General features: G+C 69.8%; 14 protein-coding genes and 1 pseudogene. 8 read left to right on the forward strand and 7 right to left on the reverse strand.

The window, feature by feature from the left end; genetic code table 11:
• The coding region (locus ACTWQJ_RS11605; RefSeq protein WP_443306552.1) for a phospholipase domain-containing protein at positions 1-757 on the forward strand (757 nt) is incomplete at its 5' end.
• Positions 758-1174: 417 nt separating this feature from the next.
• Here ACTWQJ_RS11605 and ACTWQJ_RS11610 read toward each other — a convergent pair.
• The 4 genes and pseudogenes from ACTWQJ_RS11610 to ACTWQJ_RS11625 form a co-directional block, all read right to left on the reverse strand.
• A pseudogene (locus ACTWQJ_RS11610) lies at positions 1175-1678 on the reverse strand (hypothetical protein); the annotation flags it as partial.
• Entirely contained in the window at positions 1660-2400 is a 741-nt protein-coding gene (locus ACTWQJ_RS11615; RefSeq protein WP_443306553.1) for an ABC transporter ATP-binding protein, read from the reverse strand. The pseudogene ACTWQJ_RS11610 and the gene ACTWQJ_RS11615, both read right to left, overlap by 19 nt.
• 189 nt (positions 2401-2589) lie before the next feature.
• Positions 2590-3972 carry an aspartate aminotransferase family protein gene (locus ACTWQJ_RS11620; protein ID WP_385512876.1) on the reverse strand — a complete coding sequence of 461 codons (1383 nt, stop codon included), beginning with the start codon at positions 3970-3972 and terminating at the stop codon, positions 2590-2592.
• The gene (locus ACTWQJ_RS11625) at positions 3957-4505 is read right to left on the reverse strand and encodes an Lrp/AsnC family transcriptional regulator (protein WP_224740474.1); all 549 of its coding nucleotides are present in this window, start codon (positions 4503-4505) and stop codon (positions 3957-3959) included. Before ACTWQJ_RS11625 ends, ACTWQJ_RS11620 begins: the two co-directional genes overlap by 16 nt.
• 165 nt (positions 4506-4670) lie before the next feature.
• Between ACTWQJ_RS11625 and ACTWQJ_RS11630 the strand changes: the two genes are divergently transcribed.
• Positions 4671-6110 (forward strand): gamma-aminobutyraldehyde dehydrogenase, encoded by a 1440-nt coding sequence (locus ACTWQJ_RS11630; RefSeq protein WP_443306554.1) that lies wholly within the window; start codon positions 4671-4673, stop codon positions 6108-6110.
• 291 nt (positions 6111-6401) lie between these two features.
• Positions 6402-7211: a universal stress protein gene (locus ACTWQJ_RS11635; protein ID WP_443306573.1), complete on the forward strand. Its 810-nt coding sequence runs from the start codon at positions 6402-6404 to the stop codon at positions 7209-7211.
• A 22-nt stretch (positions 7212-7233) separates the two neighbouring features.
• On the opposite strand, the gene ACTWQJ_RS11640 is transcribed toward ACTWQJ_RS11635, so the two are convergent.
• Entirely contained in the window at positions 7234-7656 is a 423-nt protein-coding gene (locus ACTWQJ_RS11640; protein WP_443306555.1) for a DUF7144 family membrane protein, read from the reverse strand.
• Between the two features lie 117 nt (positions 7657-7773).
• The gene (locus ACTWQJ_RS11645; protein ID WP_443306556.1) at positions 7774-8823 is read right to left on the reverse strand and encodes a lactonase family protein; all 1050 of its coding nucleotides are present in this window, start codon (positions 8821-8823) and stop codon (positions 7774-7776) included.
• A 305-nt stretch (positions 8824-9128) separates the two neighbouring features.
• Between ACTWQJ_RS11645 and ACTWQJ_RS11650 the strand changes: the two genes are divergently transcribed.
• From ACTWQJ_RS11650 to ACTWQJ_RS11670, 5 genes are all read left to right on the forward strand, one after another.
• On the forward strand, positions 9129-10163 hold the full coding sequence (locus ACTWQJ_RS11650; RefSeq protein ID WP_443306574.1) for an NAD(P)-dependent alcohol dehydrogenase: 1035 nt from the start codon (positions 9129-9131) through the stop codon (positions 10161-10163).
• A 49-nt stretch (positions 10164-10212) separates the two neighbouring features.
• Positions 10213-12042: a glycoside hydrolase family 15 protein gene (locus ACTWQJ_RS11655; protein ID WP_443306557.1), complete on the forward strand. Its 1830-nt coding sequence runs from the start codon at positions 10213-10215 to the stop codon at positions 12040-12042.
• Positions 12039-13472 (forward strand): glucose-6-phosphate dehydrogenase, encoded by a 1434-nt coding sequence (locus ACTWQJ_RS11660; RefSeq protein WP_443306558.1) that lies wholly within the window; start codon positions 12039-12041, stop codon positions 13470-13472. The genes ACTWQJ_RS11655 and ACTWQJ_RS11660 overlap by 4 nt, the downstream gene beginning before the upstream one ends.
• Before the next feature lie 10 nt (positions 13473-13482).
• Entirely contained in the window at positions 13483-14025 is a 543-nt protein-coding gene (locus tag ACTWQJ_RS11665) for a gluconokinase (RefSeq protein ID WP_443306559.1), read from the forward strand.
• A 61-nt stretch (positions 14026-14086) separates the two neighbouring features.
• Complete coding sequence (locus ACTWQJ_RS11670) at positions 14087-14620, forward strand: hypothetical protein (protein WP_443306560.1); 534 nt, start codon at positions 14087-14089, stop codon at positions 14618-14620.
• On the opposite strand, the gene ACTWQJ_RS11675 is transcribed toward ACTWQJ_RS11670, so the two are convergent.
• Positions 14610-15767, reverse strand: coding sequence for a serine hydrolase domain-containing protein (locus tag ACTWQJ_RS11675; RefSeq protein ID WP_443306561.1), 1158 nt, complete (start codon positions 15765-15767; stop codon positions 14610-14612). The genes ACTWQJ_RS11670 and ACTWQJ_RS11675 overlap by 11 nt on opposite strands.
• Positions 15768-15887 lie beyond the last annotated feature (120 nt).

Consider the following 15887-nt stretch of genomic DNA (forward strand, 5'->3'; position numbering starts at 1 on the left):
CATCTCGACATGGCGGCGCGCGATCCGCGGCGCCCTGAAGCCGGCATTCGACTTCTCCCGCAAGGACACCAGGCCGGCCGCGCTGCCCGACACCGACGGCTACGAGCCGCCGGACCGCGAGCGGCACCCCGACTACCGGCCGACACCGCCGGCCGACCCGGACATGCCCCGGCAGGAGCGGGGCCTGCGCCCGGCCCGCCCGCTGAAGTACGCCCCGCTGGTGGACGGTTCCGCGGACGTGGCCGCCGGGACGTTCACGCTCACCTTCGCCTCCGGCGCGAAGGCCGGCGCCGCCTTCCTCGTCACCTCCGGCAACCGCACCGACGGGCCGTGGACGTACACCACCGAGGCCGGCAAGAGCATCTCCGACACCTGGAACTCGGCGTACTCCGGCGGCTCGTACGACCTGACCGTGCACGGCCCCAACGGCTTCCTGCGCGTCTTCAAGGGCCCGAACAAGGTGGCCGGCCCGGAGGTCACCGCCCGGCACAGGGGCGACGACATCGAGCTGACCTTCACCAACAGGGGATCCGGCACGGTGCAGCTGAAGGTGGCCGACGGCTACCGCGGACGGGCCTGGACCGTCCGTGTGCGCGGCGGCGCGACCGTACGGCAGACCGTCGACCTGGCGGTGAGCCGGCGGTGGTACGACCTCACCGTCACCTCCGATGCCGACCCGGCCTTCGTGCGGCGCTTCGCCGGGCATGTCGAGAACGGGCGTCCTGGCGTGAGCGATCCGGCGATCGGCACGGAGTAGGCGCTGGGCTCAGAGGGGGGTGAGGTGTCCTGGGCCGGTGTGCGGGGTCCGGGGTACCAGCGCTGCGCCCAGGCCGGGTGCGAGGAGAGCGGTCACCAAGGGGTCCGGGAGGTCCGGCTGGTGCGGGGCTGCCTCGTCCCCGGCCTTCTGCGCGGCCACCCGGCCTGCTGCGGTGCCGGGTTCCTGGGCGGTGACCGGTGTTGTGGCTGGGGGGTGGGTCGCGCTGCCCGGCGCTTGCGGGATGCCTCCCCCAGAGGGGGGACCCCCAGCGCCCGCCCTCCCCCACGCTCGGCTTCTCCCCCACGCTCGGCTTCGCTCGCGCGGGGGGACCCCCATGCGCGGGGGGACCCTCATCGCCCCCGCGGCACGACTGCCCGCGGTTGGGTGGGTTGGGCGGGACGGGCGCCGCGGCTCTCTGGGGCGTAGGACCAGGGCGACCGACAGGGACGCGGTTGCCGGGACCAGGGCAAGGAGGGTCAGGGCTGCGGGGAGGGGGAGTGGGGTGCCCGCGGCGAGGAACTCGGTTGCCGCTCCGTCGAAGGGCATGCCCGTGAGGTCGCCGCGCAGGTGGAGGAAGAACAGCAGGGCCAGCATCGAGCCGAGAGCCGTCGACAGGGCCGTCGTCGTGGCCGAGAAGGCCATCTGGCGGGCCGGGCCGAGGCCGATCGCCGAGAGGCCGTCGCGCGGCCGGGTGCAGGGATCGGTGCGGGCGACGGCCACCGCGAAGTGGACCGTGGCGGCCGCCGGCACCGCACACCAGGCCAGCCGGAGGACGGATGCGGCCGGCGTGTCCGGGTGGCTCATCGCGTGGCCGAGGGTGCACAGCAGGAGGAAGCCGGTCCCGGCCGACGCCGCAGCCACCAGGAGACGGCGCAGCTGGACGGCCGGGTGGGCGCGGCGGGTCAGACGGAGAGCGAGCACGCGGCTCGGCCTTCCGTCTCGGGGACCGGCGGCAGGTGCACGGTGTTCACGCGCCGCCCGTCGAGAAGGGACACCGTGCGGTCGGCGAGGGCCGCGGTTTCCGGGTCGTGGGTGGCCAGGACCACGGTGATGCCGTGCGAGCGGGCCGCCGTGGTGAGCGTACGCAGCACGTGCCCGCGGTCGGCGCGGTGCAGCGGGGCGGTGGGCTCGTCGGCGAACAGGACCGTCGGGGAGGGGGCCAGCGCACGGGCGATGCAGACCCGCTGCCGCTCGGCCTGACGCAGTTGGTGCAGGCGCCTGCGGGCGCTGTCGCCGACGTCGAGGCGCTCCAGCCACTCCAGGGCGACCGTCTTGGCGCGTCGGCGGCTGGTGCCGCGCAGCATCAGGGGGAGCGCGGCGTTCTCCCAGACGTTCAGCTCGGGGACGAGGACGGGGGCCGGGTCGATCCAGCCGAAGCGGTCGCGGCGCAGCCGTTCCCGGGCGAGGGGACCCATCCTGTGCACAGGGACGCTGTTGAACCACACCTCGCCGCTCCCGGCCCGCAGCAGTCCGGACAGGCAGCCCAGAAGCGTGCTCTTGCCGCTGCCGCGCGGGCCGCTGACGGCGAGGATCTCGCCCTCCTGGACGCCGAGCGAGACGCCTTGCAGCGCAGGAGAGCCGTCGTGGTGCTGGAAGTGCAGGGCGCGTGCCCAGAGCACGTCGTTGTCCGGCGGGGCCACCATGGGCGTACTCCTCAGTTGATCCGCTTTCCTGTGCCAAGTCCCCCAAGCGGGGGAACGAAGGCTGGGCCGATCGGTCACTGGCACGCTAGGTACTCAACGGAGCCGGGCCGGACAGCACACAGCCCCGGGCCGCCGTTTCTCACTCGAACGGACGGCACCGGGGCCGTAGTTGATCACAGCGTCAGTTGATCAGAGCTTTGTCCACGCCTCCGTCAGCGTCGCGCGCAGGATCTGCTCGATCTCGTCGAACGTCTCCTGGTTGGAGATCAGCGGCGGGGCGAGCTGGACGACCGGGTCACCGCGGTCATCGGCACGGCAGTACAGGCCGTTGTCGAAGAGGGCCTTGGACAGGAAGCCGTACAGGACGCGCTCGGTCTCCTCCTCGTTGAAGGACTCCTTGGTCGCCTTGTCCTTGACCAGCTCGATGCCGTAGAAGAAGCCGTTGCCGCGGACGTCGCCGACGATCGGCAGGTCGTGCAGCTTCTCCAGGGTGGCGCGGAAGGCGCCCTCGTTGTCGAGCACGTGCTGGGTGAGGTTCTCGCGCTCGAACAGGTCGAGGTTGGCGAGGCCCACGGCCGCGGAGACCGGGTGGCCGCCGAAGGTGTAGCCGTGCAGGAAGGTGTTGTCGCCCTTGTAGAACGGCTCGGCCAGGCGGTCGGAGATGATGCAGGCGCCGATCGGGGAGTAGCCCGAGGTCATGCCCTTGGCGCAGGTGATCATGTCCGGGACGTAGTCGAACTTGTCGCAGGCGAACATCGTGCCCAGGCGGCCGAAGGCGCAGATGACCTCGTCCGACACGAGCAGCACGTCGTACTTGTCGCAGATCTCGCGGACCCGCTGGAAGTAGCCGGGCGGCGGCGGGAAGCAGCCGCCGGCGTTCTGCACCGGCTCCAGGAAGACGGCCGCGACCGTGTCCGGGCCCTCGAAGAGGATCTGCTGCTCGATCTGGTCGGCGGCCCAGCGGCCGAAGGCCTCGGGGTCGTCGCCGAAGATCGGGGCGCGGTAGATGTTGGTGTTCGGGACCTTGTGCGCGCCCGGGACGAGCGGCTCGAAGGGGGCCTTCAGGGCCGGCAGGCCGGTGATGGACAGGGCGCCCTGCGGTGTGCCGTGGTAGGCGACCGCGCGGGAGATCACCTTGTGCTTGGTGGGCTTGCCGGTGAGCTTGAAGTACTGCTTGGCGAGCTTCCAGGCGGTCTCGACCGCCTCGCCGCCGCCGGTGGTGAAGAAGACCTTGTTGAGGTCGCCCGGCGCGTGGTGGGCCAGGCGCTCGGCCAGCTCCACGGCCTTGGGGTGGGCGTAGGACCACACCGGGAAGAACGCCAGCTCCTGCGCCTGCTTGAAGGCGGTCTCGGCGAGCTCGACCCGGCCGTGACCGGCCTGGACCACGAACAGACCCGCGAGACCGTCGAGGTAGCGCTTGCCCTTGTCGTCGTAGATGTAGGTGCCCTCGCCCCGGACGATGGTGGGAACGGGGGAGTTCTCGTACGAGGACATGCGGGTGAAGTGCATCCACAGGTGGTCGTACGCGGAGCGGCTGAGGTCCTTGGTACTCACGGTTATCGGGTTCCCCACATATAGGTCTGCTTCTTGAGCTTGAGGTAGACGAAGCTCTCGGTGGAGCGCACGCCGGGCAGGGCCCGGATGCGTTTGTTGATGACGTCCAGCAGGTGGTCGTCGTCCTCGCAGACGATCTCGGCGAGGAGGTCGAACGAGCCCGCGGTCATCACCACGTACTCGACTTCCGACATGCCGGTCAGCGCGTCGGCCACGGACTCCGTGTCGCCCTCGACGTTGATCCCGACCATCGCCTGCCGGCGGAAGCCCACGGTGAGCGGGTCCGTGACGGCGACGATCTGCATCACGCCCTGGTCGAGCAGCTTCTGGACGCGCTGGCGCACAGCCGCCTCGGACAGGCCCACGGCCTTGCCGATGGCGGCGTACGGCCGGCGGCCGTCCTCCTGGAGCTGTTCGATGATGGCGAGGGAGACGGCGTCCAGCTGCGGACTGCCGTTCCTGGGATCGCGAGAGGACTCGCGGGAGGACTCACGGATGTCGCGTGAGTTCCTCTGGTCTGCGCTTCGACTGGCCACAAGCTCACTCTGCACGAGGACTCGTCGGTTTCGCAAGGCCGGATCGATGAAATTCGTTGTTTATGAGCTTGAAGCTTGCGGATTTCGCAGATCTGGCGTGTCGGGGGGTGTTGAAACCGTGGGCTTACGGATTAGGGTGGGTGTCTCAGTGATTGGACACCCGAACTTGGAGGGCCGGCAGTGAGCACCGAGCTGCGTCGTCTGCGCAACTACATCGACGGGGAGTTCCGGGACGCCGCCGACGGACGGACCACCGAGGTGGTGAACCCCGCGACCGGCGAGGCGTACGCCACCGCGCCGCTGTCCGGGCAGGCCGACGTCGACGCCGCGATGGCGGCTGCCGCCGCCGCGTTCCCGGGGTGGCGGGACACCACGCCCGCCGAGCGGCAGAAGGCCCTCCTGAAGATCGCGGACGCGTTCGAGGAGCGCGCCGAGGAACTGATCGCGGCCGAGGTGGAGAACACGGGCAAGCCCATCGGGCTGACCCGCTCCGAGGAGATCCCGCCGATGGTCGACCAGATCCGCTTCTTCGCGGGCGCGGCCCGGATGCTGGAGGGCCGCTCGGCCGGTGAGTACATGGACGGGATGACCTCGATCATCCGCCGTGAGCCGGTCGGCGTCTGCGCGCAGGTCGCGCCGTGGAACTACCCGATGATGATGGCCGTGTGGAAGTTCGCCCCGGCGATCGCCGCGGGCAACACGGTGGTGCTGAAGCCCTCGGACACGACCCCCGCGTCGACGGTCCTGATCGCGGAGATCCTCGGCTCGATCCTGCCCAAGGGCGTCTTCAACGTCATCTGCGGCGACCGCGAGACCGGCCGCATGATGGTCGAGCACCCGACCCCGGCGATGGCCTCCATCACCGGTTCCGTGCGCGCGGGCATGTCCGTCGCCGAGTCGGCCGCCAAGGACGTCAAGCGGGTCCACCTGGAGCTGGGCGGCAAGGCGCCGGTCGTCGTCTTCGAGGACACCGACATCGCCAAGGCCGTCGAGGACATCTCCGTGGCGGGCTTCTTCAACGCCGGGCAGGACTGCACGGCCGCCACCCGCGTCCTCGTCCACGAGGCGATCCACGACGAGTTCGTGCAGGCCCTCGCCAAGGCCGCCGCCGACACCAAGACCGGCCAGCCGGACGACGAGGACGTGCTGTACGGCCCGCTGAACAACCCCAACCAGCTCAAGCAGGTCGCCGGCTTCATCGAGCGGCTGCCCGCCCACGCCAAGGTCGAGGCCGGCGGTCACCAGGTCGGCGACAAGGGCTACTTCTACGCCCCGACCGTCGTCTCGGGCCTCAAGCAGGACGACGAGATCATCCAGAACGAGGTCTTCGGCCCGGTCATCACCGTCCAGTCCTTCACGGACGAGGACCAGGCCACCGAGTGGGCCAACGGCGTCGAGTACGCCCTCGCCTCCTCCGTCTGGACCAAGGACCACGGCCGCGCGATGCGCATGTCCAAGAAGCTCGACTTCGGCTGCGTGTGGATCAACACGCACATCCCGCTGGTCGCCGAGATGCCGCACGGCGGCTTCAAGAAGTCCGGTTACGGCAAGGACCTCTCGGCGTACGGCTTCGACGACTACACGCGGATCAAGCACGTGATGACGTCGCTGGACGTGTAAGTCGCCGGTTGAACGTGGCCCCGGACGGAGGACGGACCGTCCGGGGCCGCGGTGTGTCCGCCCCGCGTCGGCCGTGATCGGCAAGGTGTCCGGGCTGTGCGGGTCGGCTCGCCGCAGCGTCCACTGTCACGCCACCGGCGTCGGCGGCATGCTGCCGCAACGGCCCTGCTCAAGACGTCCGCGCTCTCCCGCCGTTCCCTGATCGCGCGCTGCGCGGCCGGCCGCCTGGCCGGATGGCAGCAACGCATCGCCGGGGTGAAGCTTGGAGCTGAAGCGAGCAAGGGAGGCGCGGTGGGCAACCTGGTCGTCGTAGGAGTGGACGGCTCGTCGTCGAGTCTTGCCGCGGTGGAGGCGGCCGCCCGGGAAGCGCAGCGGCGCCGTGCGGAGTTGCGGGTGGTGCACGCCTTCAGCTGGCCGGTGAGGCCCATGTATGCGCCGCTGGACCCGTCGCCGCTCAATCGTGTGGTGACGGAGGCGGCGCAGCGTGCCCGGAGCGTGACGCCTCAGGTGGAGGTCAGCGAAGCCGTGGTGACCGGCGACGCGGTGGCGGTGCTGGAGGCTGAATCGCGCGCCGCGGATCTGGTGGTCGTCGGCCCCCGGGGTATGGGGGGTTTCATCGGGATGCTGCTGGGGTCGACGGCGGTGTCCCTGGCCGCCCACAGCCAGTGTCCGGTGATGGTGGTGCGCGGGGAGCCGGAGGGCGCCGGGCCGATCGTGCTGGGTGTGGACGGATCCCCTGAGGGCGAGAAGGCGGTCGATTTCGCCTTCGCCGAGGCGGCGGTGCGCGGGACTGAGATCGTCGCCGTGCACGCGTGGATGCCGGACTATGCGCCGGCTGGTACGGGCGCCGAGAGCGGGGAGCGTCTGGTGGCCCAGGCGCTCGCCGGTCGCACGGAGAGATATCCGGACGTCACGGTCAGGCACGAAGTGGCGAGCGGTGAGACCCGCGAGGTGCTGATCGAGGCGAGCAAGACCGCCCAGCTCATGGTCGTCGGAGCCAGAGGGCGCGGAGGTTTTGCCGGGTTGCTCATGGGTTCGGTGAGCCAGGCGTTGCTCCACCACGCACACTGTCCCGTCACCGTCGTCCGCGGCAGGGCATGACGGCGTAGGCCGCCCCCGGTTGTCACGACGCCTTGCGGGCATCCTCAAGGCTGTGCACCATCAGGGTCCACAGCACGAAGACGTCCAGGGCGACGATGAGCATGGCCCACAGCGGATAGACCGTGAAGAACAGCATCTGCGCGATGAGGTTGAGGACGACCAGGGTGATCGCCACCGGTCTCGCCCACGCCTGACCCGTCATCAGTCCGATGCCGGTGAGAATCTGCAGCACTCCGATGATGAGGTGGATCCAGCCCCAGGAGCTGAGATCGAAGACCAGGACGCCCGATCCGGTGTCGGCGAAGACGACGTCTCTGAAGAGCGCGGCCAGGCCCTCGATCAGATTGAACGCGCCGATCACCAACAGCATGACGGCGGCGAAGAAGGTTCGCCTGGTCCAGGGTGTCGGAGTACGCGCGGTGTGCATGGGTGCGGTCTGGGACAAGGCGAGCTCCAGGGTGATGAGTTGAGGCAATCCGTCACCAGCTTGACTGTTCGCCCCGCCACCGCCTCTTGGGCGCGTCGAACAGGTGACGGCACGCCGCCTGTGCGGTGGCCGCCATCAGACGAAGACGACGTTGGATGCCGCTGGGGCCGACAAGGAACCTGCGCGGTGAGGGATGCCCGTCGTGGAGTCGACGTCCAACCATGTGACGTCGCCTGAGCGCTCGTTCGCCGCGTACAGACGCGTGCCCGACGGGTGCAGGACCAGATCGCGCGGCCACCGCCCCCCGCACGGCACCGATGCAACCAGGTCCGCCCGCTCGCCGACCGCGTCGAGGGCGAGAACGGCGATGGTGTCGGGGCCACGGACCGCCGCCCACAAGTGGCGGCCGTCGTGTGAGACGACCGGCGCCGACGGAGACACGGCAGCGTCGGTACCGTCCGGGAACAGCGAAGTCGCCCGCACCGGATCGAGCACCCCGGCAGTGGCGTCCCAGCGGCATACGGTGAGGGTGGGCTCGAGTTCGCCGAGGACGTAGGCATGGCCTCCGGCCGGGTGGAAGGCGAGGTGACGCGGTCCGGTGCCGGGCGGTAGTGCGGTCTCCCCGTGCAGCGTCAGCTTGCCCGCCTGTGCGCCCAAGGAACAGATCCGCACCGAGTCGGTGCCGAGGTCGACACTGAGCACCCAGCGTCCGGAGGGATCGGGAAGCACCTGGTGCGCGTGCGGGCCCAACTGGCGGGCAGGGTGCGGCCCTCCGCCCTCGTGGCGCAGCACGTGGCTGGGGGTCTGCGGGGTGCCGTCGGCGGCGAGCGGCAGCACGGTGACGCTGCCGGAGTCGTAGTTGGCGGTCAGCAGGTGACCGTGAGCGACCGCGAGATGCGTGGGTGCCTCCCCGCGCACGGCCACGGGTGCGCAGATCGGGCGGGGCACCGGACCGGCGATGTCATAGGCGGCGACCGCCCCCTGTGCCGTCTCGGAGACGGCGTAGAGGACCGGGCCCGCCTCGGTGTGCCCGACGGCGAGATACGACGGGTCGGCCACGGAATCGACAACGCCGGTTTCGGTCAGCGCCCCGGTCACCGGATCCACGGCGGCCACCATGATTCCGCGCCCGCCGGCTGAGGTGAACGACCCGATGAAGGCTTGCCCTGTGCCCTTGTCACCCACAGCGTCCTCCACCCTTCCTCGCGCGAAGCCCGACGCTAGCAGGGGGTTCCTCGCTGCTGCGGCAGGCGATGCGGGTGTGTGGCGTGTTCAGCAGAGTGGCCGTAGGCGTCCGCAGGCGGTCCGATTCAGCGAGGTGGTCCTGCCGCCGGTGCGGTCGGGTCGCGAGCCGACTCAGCCCTTGGCACAGTGGCAGGAGTGAGCGGCTGTTGCGGGCCGCCGGATGCCAGGGGCCGGTTCGAACCGGCAAGCCGCTGGTGCGGCGGTGGTACGCCTACAGGAAGGACAGTCAGGTGAGGGCGTTCGTGATGAAGGAGATCGGGCGGGTGGGCTTCATGGAGAAGCCCGTTCCGCAGCCGGGCCCGGGCGACGCTGTCGTCCGGACGACGAGGGCCCTCATCTGCACGTCCGATTCCCATACCGTCCAAGGTGGCATCGGTCCGCGGGAGAACCTGACGCTGGGCCACGAAGCGGTAGGCATCGTGCATGCCGTGGGCAGCGAGGTGAAGGACTTCCGTCCCGGCGACCGTGTGCTGGTCGGCGCCATCACCCCCGACTGGGGTGACCTGGCCTCTCAGAACGGGTATCCGTCGCAGTCCGGAGCACCGCTCGGAGGCTTCAAGTTCGCGAATTCCAAGGACGGGGTCTTTGCCGATTATTTCCACGTGAACGAGGCCGACGCCAATCTCGCGAAAATCCCCGACGCCATCAGTGATGAGATGGCGGTCTACTGCGCCGACATGCTCTCGACCGGCTTCATGGGGGCGGAGAAGGGGAACATCCCGATCGGCGGAACTGTGGCTGTTCTCGCCCAGGGCCCGGTGGGTCTGATGGCGACTGCAGGGGCCAGGCTCCGCGGTGCCGGCCTGGTCATCGGGGTCGAGTCGGTTCCCGACCGGCAGAAACTCGCGCGTACGTACGGTGCGGGCGAGATCGTGGACTTCACCAGTGAGGATGTCGTCGAGCGGATCCTTGAACTGACACGGGGCGAGGGAGTCGACACCGCCATCGAGGCGCTCGGCGCGGATGCGACGTTCCAGACCGCAGTGAAGGTCACCAAGCCCGGGGGCACGGTCTCCAACATCGGCTATTTCGGAGACGGGGAATTCGTGCGCATCCCCCGGGTCGAGTGGGGCGTCGGCATGGCCGACAAGACGATCGCCACGGGACTGTGCCCTGGCGGCAGGCTCCGCATGGAGCGACTACTGCGGGTGCTGGAGAGACAGCTTGTCGACCCCTCGCACATGACGACCCATGAGTTTCGCTTCGACGACATGGAGCGGGCTTTCGAGGTCTCCGACAAGAAGCTCGAAGACGTCGTGAAAGTAATGATCACTTTCTAGCCGGGCTTATCGGGTCGCCGGCCGGCGGCGCTGCGAAAAGAGAGACGGCATGCACGATCCCGACCCCCCCTTCCGCCCGGTTCGCAGGCGGCACGGCTATCTGCCACTGGAGGATCTCGGCCTCATCGGTGACGGTGCGACGGCTGCGCTGGTCGGGCTGGACGGTTCCATTCCGTGGATGTGCCTGCCCCGCTTCGATGCCGAACCGCTGTTCTGTGGCTTGCTGGACCAGGCACGAGGAGGGCACTTCACCCTGGCACCGGAGAACCTGGTCGAGGCGCGGCAGCGTTACGAGCCCGACACCGGCGTACTGACAACGGAGTTGCGCAGCGCCGACGGCCTGGTCCGCGTCACCGATGCGCTGGTCCTGCGCTCTGGGGCCGACCTCACCGACGACGCCTCCGCTGACCGGGCCGAGCTTGTCCGTTCGGCTGTGGTCCTGCACGGGAACGTACGCCTGCGGATGGACCTGGAGCCCCGGGGCGGCGGGCAGGCCCAGGCGTTGTTCAGCGGGCTGGACGTACGGCCGTCCCGGCGCCCTGACCTGCGGCTGCACCTGCGCTCCAACCGTCCCCTGACCGGCCTGCACAGCACTCATGACCTCCGGCAGGGCGAACGTCTCGATCTCGTGCTGTCCTGGGGCCGCTTCCATCGCCACCATCGGTTCGACACCGACGCGATGCTGCGGGGCACCGCCGACGCGTGGCGCCGCTGGATGCGGCATTTCCAGTACCACGGCCCGGAAGAACCGCTGGTCCGACGGGCGGCCATCACACTGAAACTGTGCGACGACTGGGCCAACGGCTCGCTCGTCGCGGCCCCCACCTCCTCCCTGCCCGCACCGATCGGCGGGATCCGCAACTGGGATTACCGCTATGCCTGGATCAGGGATGCGGCCTTCGCCGTGTTCGCGCTGCGCCGCATCGGCTTCGAGGGTGAGGCCGACGCCTTCCTCGGATGGGTCCTCGACGCATTCGAGTACAGCCGGCGGCCCCGGATCATGTACGCCCTCGACGGCAGCCCGGTGCCCGACGAGGTGGAGGATGCCGAGCTGGAGGGCTATCAGCGCTCCGCCCCGGTGCGATGGGGCAACGGCGCAGCCGACCAGCGCCAGCACGACGTCTACGGCGAGATCCTGGACTGCGCCGACCAGTGGCTGCGCTCCGGCGGGGACATCCAGCCCCCGCTGTGGGCCAGCCTGGCCGGGCTGGCCGACGCCGCAGGACAGGCGTGGCGACAGCCGGATCAGGGGATCTGGGAGGTACGCAACGAGGGCCGGGTGTTCACGTATTCGGCGGGGATGTGCCAGGTGGCCCTGGACCGGGCTGCGACGATCGGTGAGCGGCTCGGCTTGCCCGGGAACGTCGCCATGTGGCGGGCCTCGGCCGAAGAGTTGCGCCGGCTCATCCTCGAGAGGGCCTGGGACGAGGAGGCGCAGAGCCTGAGCGTGCATCTCGACGGCGGCGGCGCTGTCGACGCCAGCCTGCTCGCGCTTCCGCTGCGCCAGGTCGTCCCCGCGGATCACCCGCGGATGGTGGCCACCGCCACGGCCGTCGCCGAACGCCTGTCGGCCAGCGGGGGCCTGCTCTACCGCTATCTGCACAAGGAGTCACCCGACGGCCTGGCCGGCGACGAGGGCGCCTTCGTGCTGTGCAGCTTCTGGCTGGTCGACAACCTCATCGGCCAGGGCCGGATCGAAGAGGCCGAGGAGTTGTACGCCTCGTTGTGCGCCCGAGCGAGCCCGCTGGGGCTGCTGTCGGAGCAGATCGACCCGTCCACCGGAGAGTTCATGGGCAACTTCCCCCAGGCATTCAGCCACATCGGGATCACCGCCAGCGGTGTGAACCTCGCCCGAGCGAAAGCAGGCCTCAACGCATGATCAACCGGCTCGCGATCTTGGGCGCGACAGGTGACCTCAGCGCACGCTACCTGCTGCCGGCCCTGGTCGCGCTGAGGGCGACAGGAGACCTCGGCGACCACTTCCGGTTGACCGGCGCGAGCCGGGAGGACTGGGACGACGAACGGTACCGGGAATGGGTGACCGCGCAGATCGACCGCCACGGTGGGCACTGTCCAGCCGACGCCAAGGCAGCGATCGCGGACGCGACCCGCTATCAACGGGCCGATGTCACCAACCCCGCCGACATCGCCTCGGTCGTCGCCGGTGAGGGCCCCGTCGCCGTCTACCTCGCCCTCCCTCCGGGCCTCTTCCCCGTGGTGGTCTCCGCGCTGCACCGGGCGGGCCTGCCGGAGGGCAGCCGGATCGTGCTGGAGAAGCCCTTCGGCGAGGACCTGGCCGGCGCACAGGAGCTGAACCGGCTGCTGGCCGACCTCGTCCCCGAGCAGGCCGTGTTCCGGGTCGACCACTTCCTGGCCATGACGACCGTCCAGAACGTGCTCGGCAGCAGACTCGCCAACCGCGTGCTGGAGCCCATCTGGAACAGCACCCACATCGCAGAGGTGGACATCGTCTGGGACGAGACCCTCGCACTGGAAGGCAGGGCCGGCTACTACGACACCGTCGGGGCGCTCAAGGACATGGTGCAGAACCACCTGCTGCAGTTGCTCTGCCTGGTGGCCATGGAACCGCCCATCACCCTCGGCGAGCGCGACCTGCGCGACCGGAAGGTCGATGTGCTGCGGTCCGTGCGACTCCTCACCGAAGACGACGTCGTACGCCGCACACGCCGCGCACGCTATCTGGCCGGCCGGATCGGAGACCACGACATTCCCGCCTATGCCGACGAGGAAGGCGTCAACCCGCGGCGCCGCATCGAGACTTACGCCGAGGTGGAGCTGGAACTGGACAGTTGGCGCTGGTCGGGAACAACCTTCCGGCTGCGCAGCGGCAAAGCACTGCGTGCGGACCGCAAGGAGGTCGCGGTGCGCTTCCGGTCCGTGCCTCATCTGCCCTTCGGCCACAGCGGAGAACCCCGCCCCAACGTGCTCCGCTTCGGGCTCGAACCGGAAGGCCTGACCTTCGACCTGACAGGCATCGGCTCCCACCCCAACACCCTCGCCCCGCTGTCGCTGACCGCGCAGTTGGAACCACCCCACCTCCCCGCCTACGGCCGGCTCCTGCTGGACGTCCTCAACGGGGACCCTGCCATGTCCATCCGCGGCGACGAGGCCGAAGAGGCCTGGCGGGTCCTGACACCCGTACTGAGCGCATGGCAGAAGGATCTCGTTCCGCTCGAGGAGTACCCGGCGGGCTCCGACGGGCCGCCTCCCCGGCCGTCCGGAAGCGGGCAGCAGCGGCGCGGTGAGCTGCTGCATGCTGAAGCGGCGCCGCCGGGCGATGCGCCCTGAGAGCACTGTGATGCCCCGCGGCGCTGAGCGTCGACCCCCGTGCATCGTGGTCACAGGCGTCGCCGGGATCGGCAAGAGCACGGTGGCCCGCCTGCTCGCGGAGCGGCTGAGCGTCCCCTTTGCGGAGGGTGACGACTTCCACTCCCCGGCCGGGATCGCCAAAATGTCGGCCGGCACTCCGCTCGACGACGCGGACCGGCAACCTTGGCTGGAGTCCATCGGGCGCTGGTTGCACGAGCGCGACGCAGCGGCCAGCGGCGGTGTGGTGACCTGCTCCGCGCTGAAGCGACGCTACCGGGACACACTGCGAGCGGCCTGTCCGGATGTCTTCTTCCTGCACCTGACAGCCGGCCGCGAGCTGCTGGCAGACCGGATCAGCCGGCGCAGCGGCCACTTCATGCCGATATCGCTGCTCGACTCACAGCTTGCCGCGCTCGAACCGCTCGGCCCGGACGAGCGAGGGGCCTCGCTGGACGCGGGCCCGGATCCCCACACCATCGTCAACGCGGCGGTGGACCTGCTGTCGTGGCAGGTCCGTGGGAAGCCCGATTGATTCCGCGGGCAGGGCCCGGAAGTGTTTTGAACATGTTCAATTCCAGGCGTACGCTCCCGCCATGAGCGACAGAGCCGCCCTGTTGAAGGGCATCCGCGTCTGGCTGGTCTTCTTCATCGTCTGCCTGGTGCTCAGCGGCGCCACGGCCTTCCCCCTCGTCCACGAACTTCGCTGGACCGAGGACCTGTTGCGGTCCCTGTCGGTGCAGGAGCACCTGCCGGGGCTGATGGACTGGATCGAGCGAGTACGACGCGGGATCGACACGGCCGACGCCGAGTACCCCTTCCTCCTGTACGGCACGGACTGGCTCGCCTTCGCGCATCTCGTCATCGCGGTCGCCTTCTACGGCCCCTACCGCGACCCGGTCCGCAACATCTGGGTCGTCGAGTTCGGGATGATCGCCTGTGCCGGCATCATCCCGCTCGCCCTGATCTGCGGACCGATCCGCGACATCCCCTTCTGGTGGTCGGTGATCGACATGTCGTTCGGCGTCTTCGGGGTGATCCCGCTGTACGTCGTACGGAAGAAGATCAAGCGGTTGGAGGCGCTGACGGCGCCGTCCACGCCTCCAGCCGCTGTCGCCGTCAGCGGTTGAACGCGGGGAAGGCGAAGCGCCGGGCGATGGCCTCGCCGTCGCCCCGCGCGTCGGTCGAGTTGACGGAGTAGACGACGGTGCGCGACAGGTCGCGGGTGGCGGCGACGACCGTGTGGTAGCCGGGGCGGGAGCCCGTCTTGGCCCAGACCGTCCGGCCGTTCAGCTCGAACGGCGAGAACGGCGCCCCCATCGTGGCGTCCACCGCGTCCGGCACCGCGAACATCTCCTTCAGCTGCGGCTCGGGCACGACATGCCCGCTGAACACGCCCACCAGCAGCCGTTCGAGGTCCGCGGTCGTCGAGATCATGTCCCCGGCCGCCCACCGGTCGGACATGTTCCAGTCGGTCACGTCCACCAGCTTGCCGTCGATCCGGTCGTACCCCCGGTTGTGCGGCCCGTGGACCCGGGGATCCGGGCCGGCCGGGAACGACGTGTGCCGCATGCCGAGCGGCCGGAAGATCCGTACGGCGGCCTGGTGGGCGTACGCGTCGCCGGTGACCTTCTCGATCAGCATGCCGAGCACGGTGTAGTGGATGTTGCCGTAGTCCTGCCGCTCGCCGGGCGCGTACTCGGGGTCCGGGCCCTTGGCTACGGACGCGGCGACGACCTCGGCGGGCGGCAGGGTCTCGAAGCGATGCGGGTACATCTCCTCGGTGCTGTCGCCGAGGGAGGCCCCCGGCTGCAGACCGCTGGTGAAGTTCAGCAACTGCCGTACGGTGATGGGCGCGTAGTCCTCGGTGAGCAGGCCGGGAAGGTACTGCTGCACCGTGCCATCGAGGGAGATCCGCCCCTCGGCGGCGAGTTGCAGCACGATCGCCGCCGTCACGATCTTCGTCGTCGAACCGGCCCGGAAGCGGGCGTTTGCGAGGGCCGGGGCGCCGGTTCTCAGGTCACGCACCCCGGCCACCCCGTGCCAGCTGCCCTTGCCGCCCACGCGGATCAGCGCCGCCGTCGCGTCTTTGTCGGGCAGCCCCTTGAGCGCGGCACACAGGGCCTCGACGTCGGGGCCGTCCGTCGCGGCGGCCTCGATCGCCTGCGCGCTGCACGACGACGCGGGCCTCGCGGACGCCGTCCCGGCCAGCGGAAGTACGGTCAGGGTCAGGGCGAGCGCGGAGGTGAGGAGGGCGGGGAGTGGGCGTACGGGCATCTGCTGCTCCTGAAGTGGATGGGATGTCCGGTGGACTGTCCGTGATCATCGTCGGGCCGTACGGTCCCGGCCGGATCGTCGGCGAGGAGGGGCTCCGACCCTGGGGAAGCCCGGAGCAAG

The organism is Streptomyces sp. KR55 (assembly GCF_052245645.1).
GTDB lineage: Bacteria > Actinomycetota > Actinomycetes > Streptomycetales > Streptomycetaceae > Streptomyces > Streptomyces flavusporus.

Bases quoted from the DNA above. Each gene is read 5' to 3' on its own strand.
- ACTWQJ_RS11665 (WP_443306559.1), top strand. From the start codon at position 13,483: ATGCCCCGCGGCGCTGAGCGTCGACCCCCGTGCATCGTGGTCACAGGC.
- ACTWQJ_RS11670 (WP_443306560.1), top strand. From the start codon at position 14,087: ATGAGCGACAGAGCCGCCCTGTTGAAGGGCATCCGCGTCTGGCTGGTC.
- ACTWQJ_RS11660 (WP_443306558.1), top strand. From the start codon at position 12,039: ATGATCAACCGGCTCGCGATCTTGGGCGCGACAGGTGACCTCAGCGCA.
- ACTWQJ_RS11650 (WP_443306574.1), top strand. From the start codon at position 9,129: ATGAAGGAGATCGGGCGGGTGGGCTTCATGGAGAAGCCCGTTCCGCAG.
- ACTWQJ_RS11615 (WP_443306553.1), bottom strand. From the start codon at position 2,400: ATGGTGGCCCCGCCGGACAACGACGTGCTCTGGGCACGCGCCCTGCAC.
- ACTWQJ_RS11655 (WP_443306557.1), top strand. From the start codon at position 10,213: ATGCACGATCCCGACCCCCCCTTCCGCCCGGTTCGCAGGCGGCACGGC.
- ACTWQJ_RS11675 (WP_443306561.1), bottom strand. From the start codon at position 15,767: ATGCCCGTACGCCCACTCCCCGCCCTCCTCACCTCCGCGCTCGCCCTG.